This is a genomic window from Pantoea sp. AG702 (assembly GCF_003182295.1).
Classification (GTDB): Bacteria; Pseudomonadota; Gammaproteobacteria; order Enterobacterales; family Enterobacteriaceae; genus Pantoea; species Pantoea ananatis.
On the sequence record NZ_QGTU01000003.1, the window covers coordinates 332438 to 358576 of the forward strand.

24 protein-coding genes and 1 pseudogene are annotated in these 26139 nt (G+C 51.9%); 10 read left to right on the forward strand and 15 right to left on the reverse strand.

Annotated elements, in window-relative coordinates; translation table 11 throughout:
- Window positions 1-105: 105 nt before the first annotated feature.
- A complete protein-coding gene (locus DFO57_RS11095) occupies window positions 106-1380 on the reverse strand; it encodes an MFS transporter (protein WP_015699547.1) in 1275 nt (424 codons plus the stop codon).
- Window positions 1377-2798, reverse strand: coding sequence for a M20 family metallopeptidase (locus DFO57_RS11100; protein WP_078829049.1), 1422 nt, complete (start codon window positions 2796-2798; stop codon window positions 1377-1379). Before DFO57_RS11100 ends, DFO57_RS11095 begins: the two co-directional genes overlap by 4 nt.
- Before the next feature lie 147 nt (window positions 2799-2945).
- Between DFO57_RS11100 and DFO57_RS11105 the strand changes: the two genes are divergently transcribed.
- Window positions 2946-3872: a LysR family transcriptional regulator gene (locus DFO57_RS11105; RefSeq protein ID WP_110015347.1), complete on the forward strand. Its 927-nt coding sequence runs from the start codon at window positions 2946-2948 to the stop codon at window positions 3870-3872.
- Here the strand turns inward: DFO57_RS11105 and DFO57_RS11110 are convergent.
- Window positions 3807-4697, reverse strand: a complete 891-nt coding sequence (locus tag DFO57_RS11110) for an EamA family transporter (RefSeq protein ID WP_014605084.1) — start codon at window positions 4695-4697, stop codon at window positions 3807-3809. The two genes, DFO57_RS11105 and DFO57_RS11110, sit on opposite strands and share 66 nt — an antisense overlap.
- Window positions 4698-4699: 2 nt before the next feature.
- Window positions 4700-5827 carry an MFS transporter gene (locus DFO57_RS11115; protein WP_161610951.1) on the reverse strand — a complete coding sequence of 376 codons (1128 nt, stop codon included), beginning with the start codon at window positions 5825-5827 and terminating at the stop codon, window positions 4700-4702.
- A gap of 209 nt (window positions 5828-6036) precedes the next feature.
- Between DFO57_RS11115 and DFO57_RS11120 the strand changes: the two genes are divergently transcribed.
- Together DFO57_RS11120 and DFO57_RS11125 are read left to right on the forward strand one after the other, a co-directional pair.
- A complete protein-coding gene (locus tag DFO57_RS11120; RefSeq protein WP_014594538.1) occupies window positions 6037-6501 on the forward strand; it encodes a helix-turn-helix domain-containing protein in 465 nt (154 codons plus the stop codon).
- Window positions 6502-6791: 290 nt separating this feature from the next.
- Window positions 6792-7154, forward strand: a complete 363-nt coding sequence (locus DFO57_RS11125) for a hypothetical protein (protein ID WP_014605086.1) — start codon at window positions 6792-6794, stop codon at window positions 7152-7154.
- Between the two features lie 303 nt (window positions 7155-7457).
- On the opposite strand, the pseudogene DFO57_RS11130 reads toward DFO57_RS11125, so the two are convergent.
- Window positions 7458-8120, reverse strand: a pseudogene (locus DFO57_RS11130) (MFS transporter); the annotation flags it as partial.
- 368 nt (window positions 8121-8488) lie between these two features.
- Between DFO57_RS11130 and DFO57_RS11135 the strand changes: the two are divergent.
- Complete coding sequence (locus tag DFO57_RS11135; RefSeq protein ID WP_014605087.1) at window positions 8489-9310, forward strand: TIM barrel protein; 822 nt, start codon at window positions 8489-8491, stop codon at window positions 9308-9310.
- Window positions 9311-9528: 218 nt separating this feature from the next.
- On the opposite strand, the gene DFO57_RS11140 is transcribed toward DFO57_RS11135, so the two are convergent.
- From DFO57_RS11140 to DFO57_RS11170, 6 genes are all read right to left on the reverse strand, one after another.
- Window positions 9529-10737 (reverse strand): aldose 1-epimerase family protein, encoded by a 1209-nt coding sequence (locus DFO57_RS11140; protein WP_110015348.1) that lies wholly within the window; start codon window positions 10735-10737, stop codon window positions 9529-9531.
- A 296-nt stretch (window positions 10738-11033) separates the two neighbouring features.
- A complete protein-coding gene (locus DFO57_RS11145) occupies window positions 11034-11807 on the reverse strand; it encodes a DUF1868 domain-containing protein (protein WP_028715782.1) in 774 nt (257 codons plus the stop codon).
- Window positions 11808-12238: 431 nt separating this feature from the next.
- On the reverse strand, window positions 12239-13525 hold the full coding sequence (locus DFO57_RS11150) for a PAS domain-containing methyl-accepting chemotaxis protein (protein ID WP_019104785.1): 1287 nt from the start codon (window positions 13523-13525) through the stop codon (window positions 12239-12241).
- A gap of 99 nt (window positions 13526-13624) precedes the next feature.
- Window positions 13625-13939 carry a hypothetical protein gene (locus DFO57_RS11155; RefSeq protein ID WP_019104784.1) on the reverse strand — a complete coding sequence of 105 codons (315 nt, stop codon included), beginning with the start codon at window positions 13937-13939 and terminating at the stop codon, window positions 13625-13627.
- A gap of 513 nt (window positions 13940-14452) precedes the next feature.
- A complete protein-coding gene (locus DFO57_RS11165; protein ID WP_110015349.1) occupies window positions 14453-15739 on the reverse strand; it encodes a PAS domain-containing methyl-accepting chemotaxis protein in 1287 nt (428 codons plus the stop codon).
- Window positions 15740-16034: 295 nt separating this feature from the next.
- A complete protein-coding gene (locus DFO57_RS11170; RefSeq protein WP_014605092.1) occupies window positions 16035-16430 on the reverse strand; it encodes a thioesterase family protein in 396 nt (131 codons plus the stop codon).
- A 1-nt stretch (window position 16431) separates the two neighbouring features.
- On the opposite strand from DFO57_RS11170, the gene DFO57_RS23075 reads away from it, so the two are divergent.
- Window positions 16432-16488 carry a hypothetical protein gene (locus DFO57_RS23075; RefSeq protein WP_353938860.1) on the forward strand — a complete coding sequence of 19 codons (57 nt, stop codon included), beginning with the start codon at window positions 16432-16434 and terminating at the stop codon, window positions 16486-16488.
- Between the two features lie 128 nt (window positions 16489-16616).
- Here DFO57_RS23075 and DFO57_RS11175 read toward each other — a convergent pair whose 3' ends face one another.
- The 3 genes from DFO57_RS11175 to DFO57_RS11185 form a co-directional block, all read right to left on the reverse strand.
- Window positions 16617-18200 (reverse strand): methyl-accepting chemotaxis protein, encoded by a 1584-nt coding sequence (locus DFO57_RS11175; RefSeq protein ID WP_072138288.1) that lies wholly within the window; start codon window positions 18198-18200, stop codon window positions 16617-16619.
- A 417-nt stretch (window positions 18201-18617) separates the two neighbouring features.
- Window positions 18618-19280, reverse strand: coding sequence for a YfdX family protein (locus DFO57_RS11180; protein WP_013027130.1), 663 nt, complete (start codon window positions 19278-19280; stop codon window positions 18618-18620).
- A gap of 112 nt (window positions 19281-19392) precedes the next feature.
- Window positions 19393-19635, reverse strand: coding sequence for a hypothetical protein (locus tag DFO57_RS11185; RefSeq protein ID WP_014605094.1), 243 nt, complete (start codon window positions 19633-19635; stop codon window positions 19393-19395).
- 440 nt (window positions 19636-20075) lie between these two features.
- Between DFO57_RS11185 and DFO57_RS11190 the strand changes: the two genes are divergently transcribed.
- From DFO57_RS11190 to DFO57_RS11210, 5 genes are all read left to right on the forward strand, one after another.
- On the forward strand, window positions 20076-21035 hold the full coding sequence (locus tag DFO57_RS11190) for a sensor domain-containing diguanylate cyclase (protein ID WP_013027128.1): 960 nt from the start codon (window positions 20076-20078) through the stop codon (window positions 21033-21035).
- A gap of 135 nt (window positions 21036-21170) precedes the next feature.
- Entirely contained in the window at window positions 21171-21989 is an 819-nt protein-coding gene (locus tag DFO57_RS11195; RefSeq protein WP_014605095.1) for an alpha/beta fold hydrolase, read from the forward strand.
- Between the two features lie 613 nt (window positions 21990-22602).
- Window positions 22603-22767 carry a general stress protein gene (locus DFO57_RS11200; RefSeq protein WP_006118264.1) on the forward strand — a complete coding sequence of 55 codons (165 nt, stop codon included), beginning with the start codon at window positions 22603-22605 and terminating at the stop codon, window positions 22765-22767.
- Window positions 22768-23270: 503 nt separating this feature from the next.
- Window positions 23271-23768, forward strand: a complete 498-nt coding sequence (locus DFO57_RS11205; RefSeq protein WP_014594535.1) for a ferritin-like domain-containing protein — start codon at window positions 23271-23273, stop codon at window positions 23766-23768.
- Complete coding sequence (locus DFO57_RS11210) at window positions 23765-24274, forward strand: ferritin-like domain-containing protein (protein ID WP_013027125.1); 510 nt, start codon at window positions 23765-23767, stop codon at window positions 24272-24274. Before DFO57_RS11205 ends, DFO57_RS11210 begins: the two co-directional genes overlap by 4 nt.
- 71 nt (window positions 24275-24345) lie before the next feature.
- On the opposite strand, the gene DFO57_RS11215 is transcribed toward DFO57_RS11210, so the two are convergent.
- Window positions 24346-26004 (reverse strand): alpha,alpha-trehalase, encoded by a 1659-nt coding sequence (locus DFO57_RS11215; RefSeq protein WP_071785178.1) that lies wholly within the window; start codon window positions 26002-26004, stop codon window positions 24346-24348.
- Between the last annotated feature and the right edge of the window lie 135 nt (window positions 26005-26139).

Genomic DNA, 26139 nt, shown 5'->3' on the forward strand with positions numbered 1-26139 from the left:
AATCTGACATGGATGACAAAAATGGGAATCTCTTTCCAAAAACATGCTGTCTGTTCATCACGATGATAAAATCCGTCAGGTGCACAACCCTGTGCACCTGTCCTCTCACGTCACCCGCTTCTGGCTTCGCAGCAGCGCCAGGCCGCTCAGCACCGACATCGCCATCAGGTAATAGCCGGGAGCCAGGCTGGTGCCGGTGGCGGTGATCAACAGCGTGCAGATGAGCGGCGCAAATCCGCCAAATACCGTCACCGCCACGTTATAGCTGATCGCCATGCCGCTGGCGCGCGTGCCCATAGGAAACAGATCGGCCATGACCGAGGGTACCGTGGAGAAGTAAATCGACTTGAGCAACGCCATCCAGCAGACCAGCACGATCAGCGTGGTGGGCGTGGTGTGATTCACCACCAGCTTAAAGGCAGGGTAGATGGTGACAATCAGTAAAATCAGCGATCCCCACATCAGCGGAACCCGGCCCACGCGCTCTGCCCACAGGCCCATAATCGGCGTCACCACGGTCAGGATCACCCCCGCCAGCAAGGTGGCGGTAAAGGCCACAGAGCCGGGCAGGTGGAGATTGCGGGTGGCGTAGGTTGGCACATAGTTGAGCATGTAGTTAACCGCCGTAGAGATAACCATCAGGCCAATCGCCAGCAGCATCAGCTCTTTCTGGCGACCAAACAGGCGCTTAAGCGGGGCGACCTCGGGCTGCTGGGTGGCGAAGCTGGCAGGTTCATGTACGTGGCGGCGAATATAGATCCCCAGCGGGCCGATCAGCAGACCAAAGGCAAAAGGAATGCGCCAGCCCCAGTCCTGGATCTCGCTTTCCGTCAGGATTTTCGTTAATCCCAGACCAAAGGCCGATGCCATCAGGGTACTTGCCCCTTGCGTGGCGAACTGCCAGCTGGCGATAAAGGCTTTGCGCTCGGGAAAATGCTCGACCAGAAACGCCGTCGAGCTACCAAATTCGCCACCGGCAGAGAAGCCTTGTATCAGACGCGCCAGCAGAATCAACAAGGGCGCAGCCAGACCAATGTGTTCGTAGCCCGGCATAAACGTAATGATGGCACCGCCCAGCATCATCAGATTGATGGAGAGCAGTAGCGCTTTTTTACGCCCGTGGCGATCGGCATAGTTACCCAACACAATCGCGCCCAATGGCCGGATCAGGAAGGAGACACCGAAACTGCCGAAGGTCAGCAGCATAGAAACGGACGGATCGCTGGTCGGGAAAAACGCATGGGCAATATAGCTGGCAAAAAAGCCGTAAACCGCAATATCAAACCACTCCAGCGCGTTACCGATGCAAGTGGCGAAAAGGGTTTTATGCAGGCTGGGTTTATTCGCGTGCAGCGGTGCAGCGGTGTTGAGCGTGCTCATGCGGCACCTCCGGCATGTTGACGATGCTTCGCCACCAGTTCGCGGCCTTGCTCGCCTAAGTCCCATAACAGTCGGGTCATGATTTGCAGACCTTCACGCGCAATCGACTTCAGCATATGTTCGTTCACGCCGTGTTGGCCGCAGGCGGGATAGGAGTGCGGCACCCACAATGTGGGCAGGCCGAGGATGTCAGAAAACACCTCGTTGGGCAGCGAACCGCCCAGGTTGGGCAGCAGAGCCGGTTTCTTGCCGCTGGTTTCGGCGATGCTGGCCAGCACCCAGTCGACCAGCGGATCGGTGGGATCAAGGCGGGTTGCCGGCGATCCGCGCAGGAACTCGACCTTCACATAGCCAAAGCCGTGCTGCGACAGATGTTCGCTGACGTGCTGCGCCAGCTTTTCCCAGTCGGTGCCCACCACAAAGCGCAGCTGACAGACCGCCGTTGCCTCACCTGGAATGGCGTTCATCGGGCGCGCAGGATTGCCGGTCAGGAAGGCCAGCACTTCCAGAGTGTTCCAGCCGTACAGGCGTTCCGTTGGCGTTAATGCGGGTTCGCCCCAGTTGGGATCGATCTCGGGATCGCCCGGCATCCCGCCAACGTTGATCTGGCTGAGAATGTCACGTACCTGCGGCGTCAGTGAGTCAGGCTTCAGTGCTTCCACCTGAAGTACACCCTGTGCGTTAACCAGCGCGGCAATGGCGTTGGCCAGCTGCGTGCCGGGATTGCTCAGCAAACCGCCCCAGTTGCCAGAGTGATAGGCGTTGTCACGGGCCGTCACCGTCAGGCGGAAATTCACGGCACCGCGCGATCCCAGAAACAGGGTAGGTTGCACCGCATTCAGGCGCGGGCCATCCGAGGCGATAAACAGATCGGCTTTCAGCAGATCGCCGTGCTGCCGGCACAGCTGCGCCAGGCCGGGTGAGCTGATCTCTTCGCCCATCTCAAACAGCAGCTTGCAGTTGAAGCCCAGACGTCCGCCGCGTGCGAGAAACACCTGTTCCAGCGCGGCCAGATTCACGCAGTGCTGACCTTTATTATCTGCGCTACCACGGGCGTACCAGCGATCGCCCTCTTCAACGAGCTGCCAAGGCATTAATCCTTCACGCCAGTTTTCATCATCGCCGAACACCACATCGCCATGGCCGTAACTCAGCAGCGTAGGGAGCGCAGGATCTTCGATGCGCACCGCCACCAGAAAAGGACGATGGGCCGCTTCGGCGTTTTCGATGAAGTGGAGGGTGAAACCCAACGCACTTAGCTGTGGGCCGATTTCGTCGTGTAAATAGTGGTGTAATTCACTGTCGCGATCCTGGCGCTGGCTCTCGGTTCGCTGCGAAACGCGGCGCGCCAGAACCCGCTGAAATTCCCCACTGTCGAACCAGGCGGTGGCCTGGTCTACCGCTTGTTGGGCTGTCATGTTTGCTCGTCTTTTATTCGTATTATGGTTTTCCCATCATTTCCGAAACGCTGCTTTGCCACAATTATCAATTTATCGAGTAAGATTTGCTTTTAAAGCAAAGCTGCCTGCCCGTTTTCGAGGCATGCACCAGCAAAAGGCGTTCGCATGATCAGTAATGAAATCCGCTATTTTCTTGCCGTCGCCAATGCCGGATCGCTCAGTGCGGCAAGCGAGCAGCTGTTTATTGCGGTATCGGCGATCAGTCGTCAAATTCAGCGGCTGGAGGCGCAGGTGGGCGTGCCGCTGTTTGATCGCCACGCGCGCGGCATGGTGCTGAATGAAGCCGGGGAAATTTTTGCCCATCACGTGCGCAAAAATATGCTGGATATGGAATACGCGCTGGCGGAAATCAAAGGGCTGAAAGCAGTACGCCGCACCCTGATTCGGCTGGTCTGTACCGATGGCCTGGCCTTCACGTTGCTGCCCCGCATGATCGCCGCATTTCGGGAGAATAATCCCGGCATCCTTTTTGAGATCAAGGTCGCCAGCCCACAGGGCGTATCAGAACTGATACGTAATGGCGACTGCGACCTGGCGCTGCAGTTCAGCCTGCACGCTGAGCACGGGGTTGAGATCCTCGGTTCCTGGCCTGCACCGGTGCTGTTAGTCATGCATCAGGGTCATCCACTGGCCTGCGCGCCGCAGGTAACGCTCAGCGATATCAGCCACTATCCACTGGCACTGCCGCAGCAAAACACCACGGTACGACAGCTGTTCGAGCTGGCAAGCCATATGAGCGGCAATCTGATTGAACCGGTCGTGACCTGCGACAATTTCTCAACCCTGTTCCAGTTCCTGCTGCATACGCCATTAGCCGTCACCATTTGCAGTGCGTTCAGCGTGATACAGGAAGCCGAAGCGCACGGACTGGTTTTGCGATCCGTCGGCATCGATCAATTAAGCCAGCGCAATCTGCAGTTGCAGGTGCCTTCCGGCCGGCCGCGTAGTGCCGCGCTGGAGGTATTTTTAGCGTTTGCGCGGCAGCAACTGAACGCGCTGGACGAGTCGCTGACCATACAACCCGACCGTTAGCCCGATAATAATCAACAGCAGAGCAAGCATTTTTTGCGGTGAGATATGCTCGCCGAATATCATCATGGAACCTAAAATCCCGAAGACCGGCACCAGTAGTGAAAGCGGTGCGACTGTGGAAACCGGATACTGCTTGAGTAACGAATTCCATATCCAGTAGCCGAAAAGTGTATTGGGATAGACCTGGAACAAAACAGACAACAACGCGCGGTTGTCCATGTGGCTAAACATCTCTGTAAAGCCGCTGCTACCGTTAACCAGCCAGTCCAGGCCAAAAAGCGGTAGCGGCGAAAATGCGCTCGACCATACCAGAAAGGCGAATACCTGTTTTGTGCCTGCCTTTTTAATAATGATGTTGGCGACGCTCCAGGCAAGCGCACCGGCCATGACCAGCAGCATACCGCTCAGTGTAACCGAGCCATCCGTTACAAAAACAATGCTCAGTAAACCCGCACAGGCGATAACAAAACCGGTGATTTGATAGCGACTGAGGCGCTCCCGGAATATCAGGCTGCCCAGCAATAAGGTAAAAAAAGCGCTGAACTGCAGCGCAAGCGATGCTATCCCGGCAGACAAGCCTGTTTTGATTCCCAGATTGACCAGCCCCCACAAGCCGATGCCAAAAATCAGGCCGTAACCGATGAGGTAACGCCACGGCACATCGGGCTTTTTGATAAAAAAAAGGGCAGGCAGGGCACTCAGCGTGAAGCGAATGGCTGCCAGTATGAAGGGATCGATAGTGTGCAGGCCAAGTTTAATGACGGAAAAGTTTACGCCCCAGATTGCGGTAACCAGGATGGCGAGCAGAAGATGTGGGTATTTCATGATTAACGGGATCCTGACCAGATAAGAAAGGCACACGCGCTGACCGAGGCACCGGCAAGGCAGACGGCCTGCCATCCCCAGTAGGCATACAGTTGCGTTGCAATGAGGGCGCCTGCTGCGCTGCCCAGCGAATAAAAACACATATAAGCACCGACCAGACGGCTTGCTGCTGCGGGTCTGGCTGCAATGATGAGGCTCTGACTGGAGACATGAACGGCCTGCACCGCAAAGTCCAGCGCGATGATGCCTGCCACCAGCCAGCACAAAGAGTTTTCGACATATGCGACAGGCAGCCATGAGAACACCAATAGTGCCAGTGCTAACCCTGTTGTGCGTTGGGCAAATCCTCTGTCAGCCCACTTGCCCGCGCGTGATGCCGCGAGCACGCCAGCCATTCCGGCTAAGCCAAACATACCTGTCTGGGTATGTGTCAGGGAAAGTGCCGTAAGTGGCATTACCATGGTTGTCCACAGCATGCTGAAAGCCGCGAAGATCAGGAGCGCAATCATCCCACGTTTTCGCAGTTGAGGTTCCGTGATAAACAACCGAAAAACCGACTTCAGCAGGGAGAGGTAACTGGGCCTGCAGGGCCGTGGCGGGGGCGATGGCATCACTTTCCAGACGAAACAGGTAATCAGCAACATCAGGCAGGCAGAGGTGAGATAAACAGCCCGCCAGCCGGCGATATCGGCAATGGCGCCTGAGATAAAACGGGATAACAGGATGCCTGTAACAATTCCGCTGGTCAGGGTGCCAATCACCTGGCCTCGTTTTTGTGGTGTCGCCAGTCTCGCTGCCCACGCTACGATAAGCTGCACCACCACGGCCATCAGGCCAATAACCAGCACGGCGCAGAGCAGGACCGTGACACTGCGTGATAACCCCGCCATAACTAACGCCACAACGGAGAATAACAACTGCGTCATCACTACGCGTTTAGGGTTCATCCAGTCCCCGAGCGGCACCAGAAAAAGCAAGCCGATGGCATAGCCCGCCTGTGTGGCAGTAACAATGCTGCCGATCATAGCGGGCGAGACTTTCAGGCTTGTCGCCATCGACTGGAGTAACGGTTGCGCAGAATACACATTGGCTACCGCCAGTGCACAGGTCAATGAAAATAGCATCGTCATCCCTGAACTCAGCGCAGTGACACTGGTCGATGCGATTTTCGTTCCGTCATTGCGACACGTACTTGCCTTACCTGCCATAAGGTGCCTTTATTCTGGTTTCTTTTTAAAACTAGGTTGCTTATAGAAGTAACAAGAGTGGTTTTTTTTTGCAACTGTTAAATGCGGGGATTAAGCTTACATCAGTAGACAGACTGACAGGGAGAACACCCATGGCAAAACAGGAATCGCTAAGAACCAGCGAATGTCCCGTTGCGCGGACGCTGGAATCGATTGGTGAGCGCTGGTGCATGATGATTATCCGCGAGGCATTTGATGATGTGCGGAGATTCAGCGAGTTTCAAAAAAACCTGGGGCTTGCCAAAAACATCCTGGCTTCGCGCCTGAAACATCTGGTCGATATCGGCGTGTTCGACATTTTGCCAGCATCGGATGGCAGCGCCTACAGGGAATACGTCCTGACGGAAAAGGGGCGTTCCGTTTTCCCCATTGTTGTGGCGATGCGGCAATGGGGAGAGCGTTATATGTTTGAACAAGGGGAAACCTATTCTGTTCTGCTTGATAACGAACAGGGTAAGCCGGTTCAGTTTTTGGATGTGCGCTCCTCTCAGGGAAACAAACTGCAACCGGGCGACTGCCACCGCAGGCGCGTCGTTTCTGATAAAACCGCCGGGTGAATTGCTGAAATACCCGCAGTAAAAGGATGCAAAGCGCCTGAAGGTTATGGCGCAGCCTTTGATGGCTAACAGCTCGCTTACAAGGGGGCTATACCGCGCCGTGGTCACACCATGATATCTCTCGTTAGATAGTGTAAAGGACGTAAAAGGCTGTAAACAGGCGCGTTTTTTACCTGTGACACGCTTATCATTCCTGCTATGCGTTACTGTCACTCTGACGGTCATATGCCGATATAACAGAGAGCGGTGCACATACTGACCTGAACATTCATCTGCAAAGGAGAACCACCATGGATTCTTTCTTTCCTGAGGATGTCATTGATACCCTCAGTAAAACGTTCTGGCAGCGCGTCAGTGCGATGAAAGGGCTTATCGAACGTCACCAGAGTTTTCGCCTGCTGTGGTTTGGCGAGGCGCTGAAGCGTAACCGTAACTGGAAGGACATCACTGCCGAACAGGCCGTTAATCGGGCGATTAGCGAAAGTCATGGGCTGCCGCTGTCCGACGTTAAAAAAATGACGATTGCCCAGAAGTGGGTGGCGCTGGTGCCGGTGAGAAAAGCGCTTTATTCCCGCCCGGATGGCAAAGCGTTTCAGTGGCTGGTGGAAAAGAAACTGGACGAGCTTGATCGTCCTTGTCGCTTTTCGGCCTAACGGCTTTCCCCTAAATGAGTCCGTAGGGAGAACACCGATGCTTAGCACAGCGCCTGACGGTAATTAATAACGCCCCGGATATCAGCCTGTCTCTGTATCCGGGGCGGTTATACTGCATGACGCCTCAGATGGTGGCGCAAAAGGTGATCAATATTCGTCATGCCCCGCGCAGCGTTGAGATGACGGTTTACTGACTGGAACGCGATCATCCACGGGGCATCGTCAGATAACATTGAGCACTATCATCCCTTAAACGTCCTCATTACGGCACAGGCGATTACCAACTCTTAAGCGCCTGTGCCGTTAGCGGCTTTTTGAAACGAAAACGGCATGGTCGGCCGTATGGCGATTTTCATCATCAAGCCAGCCCTTAAGATCATGCTCGATCTGCTCCAGGCTTCTGTTACGGGTTTCCGGCACGCATTTGATGCCAAAAATGGCACCAAAGAGTCCAATGGCGGCGAAAATAAAGAACGTACTCGCCAGACCGACCCAGACAAGAAGAAGAGGGAAGAAAAGAGAGATCAGGAAGTTCGCTATCCACATGGCGAATACGGCACCGCCCATAAAGATGCCACGCAGTCGCGTCGGAAATATCTCTGACAATAACAACCATGTCACGGTTGATAAGGCACCCTGCTGGAAACTGAGAAACATCAGCATGCCCGCCAGTACCCTATAAGGCCGTAGCGCATCTGGCTGACCATTAACCGTTTCAGGCAGCAGATAGCTCACCATACCGATAAAGATTAGGCAGGCGGTGCAACCAAACTGTCCCGTCATCACCATGGTTCGGCAACCCACTTTACCCAGCATCCAGATCCTAACGAACGTCATCAGGACGGACACCACGCCATTGGCGATGGTGGCAAAAAGCGCGGCGTTATACTACATACCGACTGACTCCAGCACGGTGGGGGCATAATACATAATGGTGTTAACGCCGGTTAGCTGCTGGATGGCTGATCTCCACTAATAACCTAACCCGCGATAATCAGGTACTGGCCTGACACCGGCAAAAGATTCACACCTGACTGTCGCTGTCCTCGCAGGGTGCTTAAGGGCATTTAAATGAAATGAAATTTCCATTTCATCAGGGATGCATTTTTTCACGTGAACCTGCCCATTCTTGTCAGGAAAAGAATAATGAACAGTTAGTTGTTAATTAAGAGAAATGGTGGGGTTTATTCTTTATTTTCTGGGTTATTTAACCGGGCGTTAACGTATTTGCGAGTGTCATCAAAGAACTTTATTTTCCTTTTAATCTAAAATGAAATAAATATTTTTATTATCCCATTGGGTTCGCTTGATGTTACCGGGTTCAGGAGAGTCGCATGACCATCGCCGCAGAACGTTTTTGTATTAACAGAAAGATCGCCCCCTCGCTGAGCATTGAAGCCTTCTTCAGGCTGGTGAACGGTTTAGGGTTGAATAAGGTGGAACTTCGTAACGACTTGCCCAGCGGTAACGTGATGGACAACCTGAGTGCTGCCCAGGTTTGCGCACTGGCTGAACGTTATGGCATTGACATTATTACCATAAATGCCGTTTATCCCTTCAATCAGCGTACGGAACAGGTTCGCCAACTGACCGAATCCTTGCTGGCCGATGCGAAAGCGGTGGGGGCGCGTTCGCTGGTGCTTTGTCCCCTGAACGACGGCTCGTCGGTTGCGCCAGAGGTAACATTAAACGCACTGCGCGATTTGGCACCGCTGTTCGCGACCTATGGAATAACCGGACTGGTTGAGCCACTCGGCTTCCCACAAAGCTCGCTGCGTTCGGCAGCGCAGGCGCAGAAGCTTATTCGCGATGCCCATGTTCCCTTTAAATTATTAATCGACACCTTCCATCATTATCTCTATCCCGATGCTGACGCCGAATTCAGTCAGGTGGATATCGCCCAAATTGGTCTGGTTCACCTGTCGGGCGTGGAGGACAAACGTCCGCGTGAAAGCCTGACAGATGCCGAGCGCATAATGTTAACGCCGGAAGATCGCCTGTTCACCTGTCGCCAGGTTAAACAGCTTGAAGAACGAGGCTATAAAGGCATTTATGCCTTTGAACCTTTTGCGCCAGAACTGGCGGACTGGGATGAGAACAAGATTCAGCATGAAATTAAAAACAGCATCCAACTGATTCAACATTCCTTGAAGTAAATCGCCTCGCCTGTGAGGTTTAACCCGCTGATTTATCGATGATATCTCATGCATCTTCGGTTCGCAGAAACAGCATTATGAGGAACAGCCAACAGGGCGTAGAAGTAAACGCGCCCAGGCTTCGTTGATGCACTTACGGGCAATTATGCCCGTAAGTGTGATTCATCATCTGTCCGCTCCGAGAGCCGACAAATTTCCCGGCAGAGAGGCAGGATGTTTTACTCTGTCGCTATCGGCGTAGCATTTTCGTCAATCTTCGTATCGCCCTGAATCGCCTGGATGCGTTTTTCCACCGCATTCACCTGCTCGCTGTTATGCAGCAAGGTATAGGTCAGATCGAAGGTTGCACTCGCGCCCGGTGCCAGCTGTTTCACGCGCTTCTGTTCACGTTCAATGGTCACCGGGTAGGCATAGTTGGTGCCGGGCTCAATCCCGGTGACATAGCCTTGTTTCAGCGTATCGGTATTTTTCCACAGGGTCAGCAGCGGCAGCTGTTGAGTATCAAACTGGATAGAGGCACCTTTGTTTCCGGCTTTATTCACTACGGCGGCGAGGGTCTGATGATCCTTGTCAGACAGCGGCTTGATGTTAAACACCATTTCATCGAAGTCTTTTGTCGGGCCTTGATAAGTTTGCCAGTTGTTCAAACCGGCTTTGGCATAGTCATTAAACGGACTGATTTGCGACATCGGGGCGAGAAACCGTGCGCCTTCTTCCAGAATTGGCGTGCTGAAGTTGCTGTGATAGATAATCTCGTAATCGTGTGGGTAATCGGAATGGTTGGTCAGCACGTCATGCAGGCTGAACTGATTGCTGCCCGGCACATAGCGCAATTCCGTCCACGTCTGGAGATCGGCTTTCTTGAAGGTGCTCTCTTTGATCAAACCGCGGATGCGGATTTCGTGCGGGGCCGCATCCGCCACCTCGACTTCAAGCTGTGAGACTGGCGTGTTTCCAGCTTTGCCGTGCAGCGTATAGATGCGGCCTTTGTCGTTAACAGGATGGCCGGTCCATTCATAGCCACAGCGCACCATCATCTCGTTGAACCCTTCCAGCCAGCCCAGGCCATTGCGACTTTCAAGGTTGATAAAAGCGGGATTCACCACCTCTTTAACCGGTGAATCCCAGCCCAGTCGGGTGCCAAAGCCTTCCACGCGGAGCAGGTTCATTCCCCGGGTGGGAACGAGCGTGATGGTCAGGCCATCCTGACTACGAATCTCCAGGATCTTACTGCCTTCCTGCTTACCGCCGTGCAACACTTTCTGCTTAATGCTGAACGGCTTGCCCTGGAATTTCAGCTCGCTGCTGTTAACCTGCCAGTTTCCTTTGTCTGTGCCTTGTTCAGCACTCGTCAGCACCCAGGTTTTGGCAGACGCAGAACCAGAAATCATCACGGCTAATACCGTCAGTGCGAGTTTTGTCTTCATCATTTACCCCTTTAGCTGAATCGTTTTTTCAATCATCAGAGGAATTTACTGATTCGGACGTAACGGAAACGTGATTTTCCTCACCTGCTGGAAAATGAGGAAGGATTAAGCGTGTTAGTGGGATGTTGCTCACATTTAAAATGCTTTTTAATGGTGTTAAGTCATCTTTTTATCGGCAGTAGTCAAAAATCTGTAAACGATTCAGCCACGATGGATAGGTAAGGCTTTTTTCGTAAAACCAGGATGTATAAGGGAAGCGCGAAGAAAGGGCCTCGCGCATTTCCCGCAGGGCAGATTCACGACAGGTAAAACTGGCGCTTAAAAGCAAACATATCATTCAGCAGGCAGTACTCGGGATTGCCGAGCGTGATAACCGGCGCGCGTTGGGCAATCATGGTTTTCCAGTTTGCCAGTGAATGTCGCCAGGCGGCATCTTCGTCGTCGGTTAACGGCGCAACCTGATATCCCAGCGTAATATGAAACTGGTAACGATCGTGGCCCGGCTCGTGAATGCCGGTGACTTCAGACAGGCGATCGCGCAACTGGCGCAAGCGCTTCTCCGTATCTGCATCGGCCGTTAACAGGCGCAGCGTTAACGGGGTTTCATGCGCAGAGGGCGCCTCCGGATTAACGCGCATGCGGTATGGCGCGGCATCTTCACCCAGCTTAAACGACCGCAGGCGCTCAGCCAGGATCCGATCGCACTCTTCCATAGGCATATCAAGAGCCAACCCAGCAGGCCACAGGGGATAGCGTCTTTCCTTGTCGTTGGCACCGCCGAAAACGGTCATATGATAACTGGAGGGAGGCAGCGCGGTGACCTTTCGTGACCAGCTTTCACCGGGTAACTCACGATAGACATCAAGCAGGGCATCGAAGGGTTCCGAGCCTTCACCTTGCTGCGGCAGATGGCAAATAATCGTGTTTCCCCTAAACGGCACAACCCGGCCGTCCGCGGCAAACTTACGGCCCACGTCGTTAGGGCGGTGTTCCGCACCAATAGCGCGGGCGGCGGCCATACCGCCTAGAGTGGCAATCGTACCTTTCAACAGCATTCTCCGTGTTGTCATCGTCCTACCTCAGTATTGAGCAGATTCCGGCAAAATCATTAATGGGTTCCTCGCCTGTGCGATCTTGCACGGGCATGTAGAGAGGACGTCTTCTCTGTCTGGCCGGGATGTCACAGGACAGCAGAAGCCTGATGCAATGATGAGGGGGCGATAACACACCTGCGCGGGAGCACAGATCCCGGCATCATCGTGCTGGTTAATCAAGGGGACGCGCATCTCAATCGGCCATCCTGGCGAATGTCTGTGACTAAAAGATGAAGGGAGAGTGTGATGTCCAGAAGAGGAACCGCGCGCCGGCGTTCTCGGCCGGGTTGGGTGCATTCAGCCTGCGGGACGCAACCTAATCGGCGGGGCGCAGTGGATCGTATTTGTCCTGTTAGCCAGGGCAAGAAGAAGCCAGCGTATTCAGCGCTGGCATGACTTTCCCACGTCTATACATTGAGCCGATGAATAACCGTCACGAATTCATTCACCCCGCGATTAATCTCCTGAAAACTGCGCGAGAGGTTGCTGATTTTGTCATTCTCGGCGGTAAGAAAGCGTTTAATTTCTTCAAGTTGCTGGGTCATGTTTTCAATAAGGGTGGTATTTTCTTCCACCACTCTGGTGATTTTAAGGGTCGCCTGCGATGTTGAGGCCGCCAGTCGCCGGACCTCCTCGGCCACTACGGCAAATCCACGCCCCGCTTCGCCTGCACGTGCCGCCTCAATCGCGGCGTTTAACGCCAGAATATTGGTTTGCCCGGCGATGGCGTTGATCGTCGAGACGATTTCTTTAATATCCATCGAAGAATGATTGAGCTTATCGCCAATTTCTGCTGCCGCACTGACCTGTGACGACATCGATTCCGCATTGCGGATGGTTTCACCCAGTACATCATTTGCATTAAAGGTGATCTGAGACGTCTCTTCCGACGTTGTGACGGCAATGTCAGCAACCCGTTTAGCATTCTCAACACGTTCGGTAATATCAGATGCCAGTTTGATGACCTTATAAACGTGCTCAGCATCATCTTTTATAGGGTTGTAACTGGCTTCCAGCCAGACGCGTTTGCCTGAGGCGGTGACCCGCTCAAAACGTCCAGTAAAAGCCCGGCCTTGCTGGATCTTTTGCCAAAAATCAGGGTGCTCTTTATAAAATTCATCATAGCAAAACATACGATGATGTTTGCCCTTGAGGCCATCAAGCGGGTAGCCCATTAATTTCAGAAAATTGTTATTGGCATCAACAACCTCGCCCTGCGGGGTGAACTCGATCATGGCCATAGAGTTATTTAGGGCGGTGATAATGGCTTCTTTATGCTTCAACGCTTCATGTTTATTAGTAATGTCGTTGGCGATTTTGATGACTTTTTTTACCGCGCCGTGACGATCCTTCACAGGGAAATACGTCGCGCTTAAATACAGCCGGCTGTGATTTTTGCGAAAGCGCTCAAAAATGCCGCTGAAGGAGTGACCGGCGCCCAGGGTTTGCCAGAAATGCGCGTAGTCGCTGGAGCGCACGACGTTATCATCGCAGAACAGGCGATGGTGCTGACCCGCAATCTCGTTGAGCGTGTAACCCGTCAGTTCAAGAAAAGGCTCGTTTGCCGTAATGATGCTGCCGTCAGGCGTAAATTCAATCCAGCCAATGTTGGCTTTGATCGCCTGCGTGTTGGTCTGATCATCTGCGGACCCCCATGAAGCGCTACCGGGTATAAAACGTGTCAGGGCAAACATAACGCTCTCCATCTTTTTCAGATAAAAGGGACAAACGATTTGGGCCTGTGTCGGGGAGTTTGCTGCCTGTGAAAAGTAAAGCGTCCGGCGCGGGTCGTCTTAGATTATCGGCACTGATGGATTCATATTTAGAAATAGATTAAAAAAAGTGATGTTTATCACAATGGCAGGCAAAGCGATCCAGTGCGGTATAAGCACGCGGACTTTCTTGCCTGGCGTGCAGCCCGAAGATGAGATGGTGTTTAAAATACGCGAGCAGCAGTAATTTAGCGGGTTCCCTCGCCATGTTTGCTGTTCCGACTGAAAAAACGGCAGGGGCAGCGGACGGCCTGTTTCAGGACGGAAACCATTAAAAATTGCCAGCACACCGGCGGAATTGTTAATCATAACTTGTTGAATGATGGCAAAAAACATTGGGGACGTTTTTGTTATCCAAGTGAATCGGGGGATGATTTGATTGACAGGCGTTCGTTCAGCTGGACTGATTTCACTTCGGGCAACCCAGCTGCGTTTTTATCATCGGCTTAAGCGAAGGCGCTCTGCGTAAGACAACGAAATACCTGAGGAGCGCAGCGCAAGGTGATAGCGTCCGCTCCCCTTTCTCAGATGGACAGCAAAAGATACCGGCGATAGCGCAATCCCCAGTACCGGCCTCTGCCGGGCTGACATGCAGGCGGCGAGATTAAAATACTGGCGCGTAGAGGGCGGATAGTGGCAGGGGCTGACGCGCCAAACAATCACGCGCCAGCGGGTGGGCCTCTGCCGGGCTGACGCGCAGGCGACGAGAATAAAATACAGGCGCGTAGAGGGCGGATAGTGGCAGGGACTGACGAGCCAAACAATCACGCGCCAGCGGGTGGGGCGCTGCCGTGGCGATGACATCTCAGGCGGTGTCGCCAATGTCAGACTGCAACATCGCCTGTGCCGTCACACATTCAGTCGATGGATCACCGTAACGCATTCGTTCACACCGCTGAAAATTTCCTGAATACTGTCTGAGAGATGAATCATCTTGTCGTTTTCCGTCGTGAGAAAACTGTTGATGCCATCAAGCTGCTGATGCATGTCGCCGATAAGACTGGCATTTTCTTCAACCACCTTACTGATTTTCTGCGTTGCCTGAGAGGTGGAGGCGGCAAGACGTCTGACTTCTTCCGCGACTACCGCAAAACCACGTCCCGCTTCGCCCGCGCGTGCGGCCTCAATGGCGGCGTTCAGCGCCAGAATATTGGTTTGTCCGGCAATGTTGTGAATCGTGGAGACAATCTCTTTGATGTCTTTGGCCGAATAATTCAGTTTGTCACTGATCTCCGCAGCGGCTGTTACCTGAGAGGCCATGGATTCTGCATTTCGCACCGTTTGGCTCAGAACCTCATTGGTATTCGCGGTGAGATGCGACGTTTTTTCAGAGGTATTCATGGCAATATCCGCAACCTCCTGCGCCGTGACGACACGTTGGGTGATATCCGAAGCCAGCTTAATCACTTTATAAATGTGCCCCGCAGCATCTTTAACCGGGTTGTAGTTGGCCTCAAGCCAGACACGTTTTCCTGATGCCGTTACCCTTTCAAAACGCCCGGTGAATGCGCGTCCATGTTGAATTTTCTGCCAAAAATCAGGGTTTTCTTTGTAAAAGCTATCAAAACAGAATATACGGTGGTGTTTACCCTGAATCGCCGCAAGATCGTATTCCATCAGCGTCAGAAAGTTTTTATTGGCGTTGAGGATCTCGCCCTGCGGGGTAAATTCGATCATCGCCATGGAGTTGTTCAACGCAGTAATAATCGCTTCTTTATGCGTCAGCTCTTCATGCCGGTCAGTGATGTCATTGGCGATTTTGATGATTTTCTTCACGGTGCCGTGTTTGTCTTTCACGGGGAAATAGTTGGCGCTTAAGTAGAGCAGACTTTTATTTTTTCTGTAGCGTTCAAAGATGCCGCTGAAAGACTGGCCTGATGCCAGGGTTGCCCAGAATTCGGCATATTCACGAGAGCGCACAAAGTCTGGCTTACAGAACATACGATGATGCTGGCCGGTAATTTCACTGAGCTGGTAGCCCGTGACCGCCAGGAAGACCGGGTTGGCCGTAAGAATGATGCCCTCGGGCGTAAATTCAATCCAGCCGCTACAGGCTTTGATCGCCTGTACGTTACTCCGATCGTCGGAGACATTCAGCGGGGTTTTGCCCGGTTTAAAACGCGTAAAGGAAAACATAGCACTCTCCATTTATAGCCGTAAAAAGGTCAAAGAGTTGACCACGTAGTGGAGAGACAGCGACCTGTTTACAGGGAGGTCGATCGGCTCGGGTCCACTAACGTTATCGGCATCGCGCGTGTCATATTTAGGTCACATTATGGACACAATTAAAGTCTGGTGAGGTGCATCACGCTATTCACAAAGGGCATGCGGTGACGTCAACAATGCGCATGCCCTTCAGCGTAGGTTTCGCTCTCAACACTGTCAGTGTCGGGGAGCGGATGGTGCTGCAATGAAGCGGCCTGAAGCCGCGTTATGACGGGTTATCCGGTATTGCACTGCGCAAAAATTCAGGGATGGCAGGGCGACCGTTTTCCAGACAGGTGCCGGTGAAAACCGCCTCGGCATAAACGACATTATTCACCAGAATTTGTTGGATGAAGTTAACGCGGTTGCGTTTTTCATTGGCCGCCAGTGTACAGGTCACCTGCATCTCATCACCTTTCTTCAGGCTCTTTTTGAAGCGCAGGGTGTACTCCAGCAGCATATGAATACGACCCGCGGTAAACTCTTCTTCGAGATCGACACCAATGTGCTCTTTCATAAAAGCGTGACGTGTCCATTCCATATAAAACGGATAGTAGAGTCCGTCCACCACGCCCTGAAAATCGATGTGCTTTTCGTCAACCTGATACGTTTTCGTAAACATAATAGCGCCAGTAGTGAGTGAGGTTATGCTCACTTTAGTGATCATTGGCGCTTTGTGAAATGCTTTTTATTGGGGATGCGCGGGGACCGCGTACGGTGATATATCATGCTGTAACATGGCCGGGCCAGCGAGGCGCTGGCCCGGGTGAGGCGATAAAACGCGGTTATCGGAAAAAAAGCGCGTCAGTTATCGGAAAGCCGGCGTCGCGAGAGTGCCGCTTCTTTCGGTGCGGAAAATAGACACTGCGTTGCGCAGCATCACGGTTTGTTCCAGCATGCCCTGCGCGGCGGAGGAAACCTGCTGAACGAGCGCGGCGTTCTGCTGGGTAACCTGATCCATCTGGCTAACGGCAATGCTGACCTGACCGATACCATTGCTCTGCTCGTCCGATGCGATGGTGATTTCGCCCATAATGGTCGTTACGCCCTGCACCGATTTCACGATCTCCTCCATCGTATTACCGGCTTCTCTTGCCAGGCCTGAGCCTTTCGCCACATGCTCGACCGACTGTGTGATCAAATCTTTGATCTCTTTGGCCGCGGTTGAACTGCGTAAGGCCAACGAACGCACCTCACCGGCGACGACCGCAAATCCGCGCCCACCTTCGCCCGCTCTTGCGGCTTCAACGGCGGCGTTAAGTGCCAGGATATTGGTCTGGAATGCAATGCCTTCAATGACTGAAATGATTTCGGCAACTTTGCCCGAGCTTTCTGAAATAGAGCGCATGGTTTCCACCACCTGCTTCACGACATCCCCGCCCTGGATCGCCACATGTGATGTAGTGTCGGCCTGAGTATTCGCGTGACGTGCGTTGTCAGTATTCTGACGAACGGTGGCGGTAAGTTCTTCCATGCTGGCAGCCGTTTGTTCAAGCGCGGCAGCCTGCTCTTCTGTGCGCTGAGCCAGATCGATATTGCCCTGCGCGATTTCGTTGGCTGAATTGTTGATCAGCTCCGCAGACGACTGAATGCCGCTGACGATGGTGACCAACTGCTGACGCATAGCTTCAAGCGACGCCATCAGGCTGCCCTGGCCTTTAAGCGGAACAGCAATGTCCACGGTCAGGTTACCCTGCGCAATCATTCCGGCAATATCGGCCGCCGCTTTTGGCTCGCCGCCCAGTGCGCGGATAATGCTGCGCGTAATAATCGTACCCAGAATAATCGAAAGCAGAATCGTAATAATACCGGCCAGGCTCAGCGTCATTTTGGTGGCAAAGGCCAGGCTGTTCACCTCTTCAGAGCGTTTAGCTAACAGCGTAGCTTCAGCGTTGTTGAATTCAGCGGCAAGGGCGCGATAGCGATCCATAAATGCCTTATCGCGGCCCTCCTGAAAGAAATGCGTCAGCGTTTCCAGCGGTTGTTTGCCGCTGTTTACATCCCGGCGCAAGGCGATCAGTTGATCGTCCACAGCCTGAACACTGTTATGCAGTTCAAGCAGCGAGGTCAGCCTTTGCTGCTGCTCGGCATTATCCGCCGTCATGCTGCGAAGCTGATTGTATTTCTGATCGAAAGCGGTTTTACCAGCGTTAAACGGTGCCAGGAAATTGTCATTGCCTGAAACAACAAACCCACGCACGCCCGTCTCCATATTCACCATATCGGTCAGCATACTGTCGCTGACGCTCATGACCTGATAACTGTGGATGTTCCAGGTGTTGGCCTGACGCAGTTTAAGAAAATTGGCGATCGACAAGCTGCTGCCAATCAGCGAAACAATAACGATGATGCCGAACGCGAAGGCGATTTTACGGCCGGTTGTGATTTTCATGTTTTTCCCCGATAAGTGATCTTATTATTTTTGTGATAAAAGCCATTACATTTCGTTTATCGGCAAAGAAGAGTGGCAGTTTATAACCGCACCTCCTTTTTTTATAAAACCTGTCCTTAAGGTTAGCCGCAGATAATTACCTGGGTTATCTATAGAAAGGATACGATGCCGTGGGGATAACATAACCGTATGTTACGAGCAGTCACGTGACTTTTAGCCGTTCCATAAGCACGTGACAAAACAGCTTAATAAAGAGAAAGCAATTTCGCTTTGCGGAGGTGAAGGGATTCAAAACGCTAATGCAGAAAAAAACATGGAGAAAGTTGCTAATGGATATGTATAAAAAATGTCGCTTTCATTCGAAATAATGAAAGCGACAGAGCAGTTAAATAACGTCGTTTTTATTAACTGCGATGATTAGCCTTTACTCCCTGTCTGCGCATGAGCGCCCGTTTGGGTGTGGTGCATCGTTGGGCTCACAGGAAGCTCAGAATAGGTTTGAGTATCATAAATTACCCCTTCTTCAGCGGATTTCAGCAACATACCTGCCTGATAGTATTTGTCCTGTTTCATCATGGCGAGTGCGCTGGAAACATCGTTTTCAGTCTGCTGCAACGGCATCAGTTCCTGCGTTTCGGTAACGGCAACGCCTGCCAGTTTCAGCGCATCAAGCGCGCCCTGTTTATCACCCGCTTTGATGTGCTGGTTGGCCTGATCGATAGCATCATTTTTCTGTTTCGAAAACTGATAATCTTCTGAAACGGAGACGTCGGAACCGATACGAATATAGTTATCGCCATTCATAGGGGCTTTCTTGTCGTAGCGAATATATTTGGTCCAGTCCACGCTATTATCTTTCAGGTAGGTTTCTGCCTGGGTGGCCAGCGCTTTTGCCTGTTGCGTCTGACCGTTAAATAACGCGTTGCGAGAAAGCTGAATATCATTCATCGCCTGGGCCGCCTGCGCGGATACGACTTCGTTATTTAACGTGTGGCTGTCTTTAAAAGATTCAGCGGCAGCGGCTCCGCCAGTAAACACTAATACGGCTACAATCATTGAGCTAACAATCATCTTTTTCATGATATTAATCCTCTGTATGTATGCATCCGAAAGGTGCTAACGTCATTAATTACATAAAGCGTGCCTTATTACGGGTAATAAATCTTTCCGGAAAAATCATAGACAGTGATTGTCAGATGAATATCGCCGTCTGGGTTTTGCTACTGTGGAAATGATTATCCAGAACAGCATTACTGACACAGAAACGATCGGGAGCCGTGCTGTCTGAGGCGTAATCTTTTACAGGACAGTTGCTGCCGCGCAGTTGGGTAAAAAACATATCGCCTGAAAAGCATGCTTCGGTAAGGTGTACATCCTGCTGTGACGGGTTTTCACACTGGCTGCCGTGAAAAGAAAGGGTCATTAACCGGGCCATAATTTATCTCCTTGATGTCGTGCTGATGTCTTTAATTAACACCCGAAAGATATTTAAGTGTGATTATGAGTTTGCAGAAAAATGTCATCGTTACATTTGTCATCTTTATTTTTCATTAAAAGTCATTGAGTTAGATGAATGAGTTTGTAACAGGTCCTCCGTTCTTTAAGAAACCTGAGTTTTCTATAGAAGAAAACGTACAGGCTGACATCAGGTTGAATTTTCATCATCCTGTTAACGGGAAAATAAGGCGGGTAACGACAGAGGAAACACACTGTCTTTTTCCCCTTAAGATTTTGTCGTGTGCTGGCCCGGTGGCCGTTAAGCGTGGGAAATCCTGTGTGTGTGGATTTTATCCGCGTCTCGTCTTCTTTTGAGTAGGCTGCTTTACACAACCTCTGGCACTGGCAAAATAGTCATTTCCCTTTCCAGTAATCGCTATGTCTGAAGAAGCTCTGCGGCAGCAAATCGCGAATTTAAAAAAGCACAATGCGCGATTAAAGCGTATTGCGCACGATGCCCGTAATAAATTAAGCGCCGCACTGGACGGAACAGGACTGTGCTTGTGGCAGCTGGATATTCCCAGCGGCAAACTGGTCATTTTTAACCGACGCTGGGGATCGATGCTGGGTTTTCAGCCCAAAGAAGTCGGTGCGCATTTCGACGTATGGAAATCCTGCCTGCATCCGGACGATGCCAGCGACGTATTGAAGGCTTTCTACGATCATATTAACGGAAAGGCACCTTTCTATGAGGCGTTGCACCGCATGGTGGGCAAAACGGGCAAGATCACCTGGGTACTGGATCGCGGTCGGGTCAGCGAATGGGACGAGCAGGGAAGGCCCTCCAAAGTAACGGGCACCCATATTGATATGACCAAAGAGAAACAGTACGAAGAGCAGCTGGCGACACTGGCGATGCATGATCCTCTTACGCAGTTAACTAACCGCCATGCATTACTCACCCATTTTCGCGATATGAAAACGGAAGCCGTGTTTTGCATTGCCTTTATTGATTTAGATAATTTCAAACACGTCAACGATACGCTGGGGCATCGCAGCGGCGACGACGTTCTGATTCAGCTCAGCCAGCGCTTTATCGCCGCCTGTCCGTCTAATGTCATTATTGGCCGACTGGGCGGAGATGAATTTGTTTTGTTGATCCCTTTCGCCTTGTCCCATCCGCTCACAGATAAACTCACACAAGCCTGTCTTGAAGCTGCCCTGCAGCCCTTCGAACTGGCTAACGGTACAGCGTCCATTGGCGCTTCGATTGGTGTGGTTCAGGTTAACAGCCCCGAGAACTTTGACAGCGCGCTCGCCCGGGCCGATGAGGCCATGTACAGCATCAAAAAAAATGGCAAATGTGGCGTCGCCCTGTCACACGGGGAAGGCTTATAAGGACGCTTCCCGCGACTGGAACATTTTTCGCCCTCTGCCAGGCTTATGTGGTATCACCATTCTGCCAGCGCTGTCGCGGCAACATGAGCGGCGGAGGCCTGAGGCGTAATGACTTCCACCTGGAGCGAGGCACGCATGAGTCTGTTTAAAAGCAAAGATGGATATAATCTCTATTACAAAGACTGGGGTAAAGGTCAGCCAGTATTGTTTAGTCATGGCTGGCCGTTGGATGCGGACATGTGGGACAGTCAGCTCAATTTTCTTGCAGAACGCGGCTACCGCGCCATCGCCTTTGACCGACGTGGCTTTGGGCGTTCCGATCAGCCCTGGGACGGTTACGATTACGACACCTTTGCTGACGACATTCATTGCCTGATTGAACATCTGCAACTCAGAGACGTGACCCTGATTGGCTTCTCAATGGGCGGCGGGGATGTGTCACGCTACATCGGCAAATACGGGACAGATAAGGTTAAAAAGCTGGTGCTGCTGGGGGCGGTAACGCCGATTTTCGGCCAGACTGACGATCATCCCGAAGGTGTCGAGAAATCGGTCTTTGACGGCATTAAACAGGGGTTGTTGAAAGATCGCGCGCAGTTTATCAACGAGTTTGCTGCGCCGTTTTATGGCACCAATGCCGGTCAGCAGGTTTCAGAAGGCGTGCTCACGCAGACCTTAAACATCGCTTTACTGGCATCGCTTAAAGCAACGCTGGACTGTGTTACCGCGTTTGCCGAAACAGATTTCCGCGCAGATCTGGGGAAAGTGGATGTGCCAGCCTTAATTATTCACGGCAGTCATGACCAGATAGTGCCTTTTGAAGCCACGGGCAAGCTGGCACATGCGCTGATACCGGGTTCGGAACTTAAGATCTATGACAATGGCCCACATGGTTTTGCCGTCACGCATCAGGACCAACTCAATCAGGATTTACTGACGTTTTTACAACAGTAACGGAACAGAATAATCTGAAAGCAACGCCCGTCAGGGCGTTTTTTTTTATTCCTCAACGCTTCGCTTATTTAAAACACCTTTTTTACCTTCTTCTCTTTTATTTTTCATGACCGTTTTACTAATTGATGCTTTTTTGATTATTTAATGATCTGCTTTTAACAGAAACATCGATAATTAACGAATTTACCGCTTCGCTTATTTTCAGATGATGGAAGTGTGATGTTGTTGAATTTGCTTTATCAGGCGTGGTTAAAAAGAACATTTATTGATCATATTGACGACGTTCCGTGATGCTGATCCGATTTACCGCTTCGCTTATAAAGAAAAACGGGGTGGACTTTTTAATGAATCGATCGATTAATAGGGGGCGGGAAGAGTGGCTGTCACAGGGCTGACATGATCGCCATTCTCGTTAAGTTTCTTGTTTAGATAGTTTCGTTACTAAAGAATTAAAGGGATGAGCCGCAAAATGGTTTTGTCTGGCAACCCACGCCAGCGCTCAGCGTTTATGCTTGATAAGGTGATTTTTATGGCTACATTTAATTCTGTAGCCTTTAAGGTAATGCAGCTTTAACTGTGCCAGTTGAATAATGAAATTTGAGGAGAATACAGAATGACGCAATATCGTGGTGGCGCGGGTAATTTCGCCGCAGATAAAGAGCGCGCGGCAGAGGCCGGGCGTAAAGGCGGGCAGAACAGCGGTGGGAACTTTAAGAATGACCCGCAGCGAGCGATCGAAGCAGGCCGCAAAGGAGGTAAAGTAAGCCGTCGTAGTTAATCATTTACTTACAATGACTTGCTATTATCTTTGGCGGTTTAAAAAAGGGAAATACGTTCAGTACGCTTCTGTCTTCCCGTCTGACCTGTTGTGAAAACACGCTCTGGTGTGAGGTCGCAAGAATCTTACCGGAAAGAACGCCCCCTTTCCGGTGTCTTTTTCAGCGCTCCGCTGACATCAAAAAATAAATATAAAAAAATGGAACCTCAATCCAATGGGCGGAATGGGCATTATTTTCCTTGGGTGCTAAGTTGTACGCGGATGGGAATATTCGTACAGATTTGGCTGAATTTAAACAGATCCTCATTTTTAATAAATTTAAATTAAAAAAGATAAATCACTGGTAATGAAAGAAAAAAATGCATTTTTAATGCCACTTATGTTGTCAGGTTTTGCAAAGTTAAACACTATTCCCGCCAACTCCACTAAGGTTATATAAAGTGCGATTGACTGAAGCGGCGCTGAAACCTCGGTGCTGCTGTTTAATTAATGAGGCTCTTTTCATGACTGTTAAAACGTTAAATGATCTTTTCATCCACGACCTGTCAGATGTTTACAGTGCAGAAAAACAGATTGCCCGGGCTCTGCCAAAAATGGCGCGCGCTGCCAGTGATGAAAACCTGGTTGCTGCGTTTAATCAGCACCTTGAAGAGACACGCGGGCAAATTGAGCGTCTGGATGAATTAGTTGAGGCCACGCCCGAGGTAAAAATTAAACGTATGAAATGTCATGCGCTGGAAGGGCTGGCGGAAGAAGCACAGGAAATTATCGAGTCGGTAGAAAAGGGAGAGGTACGCGATCAGGGATTGATCGGAGCGGCGCAAAAAGTTGAGCATTATGAAATCGCGACCTACGGTACCCTGCAGGCGCTGGCACTCAAGCTAGGCTACACCAAAGCGGCGAAGCTGCTGGCACTGACGCTTGAGGAAGAAAAACAAACCGATGTAAAACTCACCACTCTTGCTCAGGCAATCAGCACGGTTGAAGGAGCAGCAAAATGACCACGGCCATTGAAAACTATCATGACTGGCTACGCGATGCGCATGCCATGGAGAAGCAGGCCGAGAGCATGCTGAGCAAAATGTCGGGCCGACTTGAGCACTACCCGGCACTGGAACAACGCCTGGCACAGCATCTGGAAGAAACCAAACATCAGCTTCAGCTGCTTGAGCAACTGCTGGATCGTCACGGCATTGACCACTCCATCATGAAAGACGTGATGGGAAAAATGGCGGCAATGGGGCAGGCGATCGGCGGTATGTTCACCTCTGATGAAGTCGTGAAAGGGGCGATGAGCGGCTATGTGTTCGAGAACGCAGAGATCGCCAGCTATACCAGCCTGATTGCGGCAGCAGAACAGGTCGGTGACAGTGAAGGTGTCAGAGTGCTGAGCGAAATTCGCAATCAGGAGATTGCGATGGCTGAATGGCTGTTCCAGCATCTGCCTGAGGTGACGCAACAGTTCCTGCAGCGCTCCGCGCAGCCGGGCGTTGAAGCGAAGAAATAATGCGTTTGCGGTGCCGCAGGCGGTAAAAAGCCGGGAAATGTTCCCGGCTTTTTTACGTGCTTCTGCGGCGGTTAGTCAGCCATTAAATGACCGTACATCGCCATCAGGCGACGCGTTACGCCGTTTGTCCAGCCGAAGCCGTCCTGTAACGGATATTCGCCACCGCCGCCCGGGCGGGCACGATCGCCGCTGATATCGTACTTTTCTACCAGCTTATGGTGCAGCTGGTAGAAATTGTTCACCGTGGTCAGCCAGTTAACGGCAATCTCGTTCGCCAGCGACTCTTCCCCGTAGTTGTTTAAGCCCACAACGGCCATCCACTGCATGGGCGCCCAACCGTTCGGTTTATCCCACTGTTCACCGCTTTCCACCATTGAGGTCAGCAGGCCGCCGTTGCTGAGCAGCAGGTGGCGCAGGGCGATAGCTTGCAGGTGGGCCTGATAGGGCGTTGCCAGCCCGACAAACAGCGGCACGACGGCGGCGGCGGTAAAGGCACCGAAGCGCGCACGGCGCCAGTCATAATCGCGAAAGACTCCTGCCGTGCTGTCCCACAGGTAACGGGTAATCGCCCGCTTACGCGCCTCGGCCTTTTTCTGCCAGGCCAGCGCAGTCAGCTCTTCACCTTTAGCATGCGAGAGCGTGGCTATCATCAACTCAAGCTTGTACAACAGCGCATTGAGATCGATAGGGATAAATTGTGTCGTGCGAATACTGGCCAGGCGTTTTGGGTTACGCAGCCAGCGTGACGAGTAATCCCATCCCGATGCCGCCCCTGCGCGCAGATCGCGGTAAACTTCGCTTGCCGGACGTTTTGAATGACGCGCCGTTTCCACATCTTCAATCCAGGATTCGTCGCGCGGCGTATCGCGGTCGTCCCAGTAGCGGTTCAGCAGCGAGCCGTCAGGCATTCTGACCACATGGCGGTAAGCCTGGTTTGGCATCAGCGAGCCCGCGCCATCCATCCAGAACTGATACTCTTTCATCAGTTGCTCCAGATAGCGCTGAGAGCCCTGCACACCATCTTCTTCGAACAGCTCAACCATCAGGGCGAACACCGGCGGCTGTGAGCGGCTGAGGTAATAGGTACGGTTGCCGTTTGGGACATGGCCGTAGTTATCGATCAGCCACGCGAAGTTGTCCGCCATGTGGCGCAGCAGGTCGTCGCGGCCCGACTCCGCCAAACCAAGCATGGTGAAGTAAGAGTCCCAGTAGTAGGTTTCACCGAAGCGACCGCCCGGTACGACATAGGGTTTGGGCAACGGCAGCAGCGATGAGTGCGGCATATGCTGCTGCGGCATTTTGGTCAGCACCGGCCACAGATCGTCAATATGCTCGTTGAGCGTCTTGTCGGGATTCGAGACGTAAAAGCTTTCATTAATGCCCGGCATATAAAAATGCTCAGCAACAAAACGCGACAGGTCGAACTCCTTGCTGCGCTTTTGACGACGATAGCGCATCAGCACATCCAGAGGATCGTACTTAGGCGAGCAGTCGGGGAAAGTTTTACTGTCCTCGAAAATGCCTGACATCTGGACGGCTTCGAACAGCTCAAGGTAGCGATCGGCAGGCGTCAGCGCATCCGGAGCCGGTAAGCCTTCAATCAGCTCCGGCTCGGGTTCAGAATCTTGCATGCGGTCCAGCTTTAGTTCATGGGGATCGTATTGATACTCAACTTCCGCCCCGGCACGATTCTCTTCGAATGCATTGAGTTGCTGGCGATAAGTATTAATAACGGCCTCCTGAGCGAACGGGGTTGCACAAAGAAGGAATTATAGACCTCTCGCAGGCAGGAACAACAATGCAGATTGTCTATGAACGTAATAAAAATTGTCTATTAATCGTATGCATTGAATAAAACACAGTCA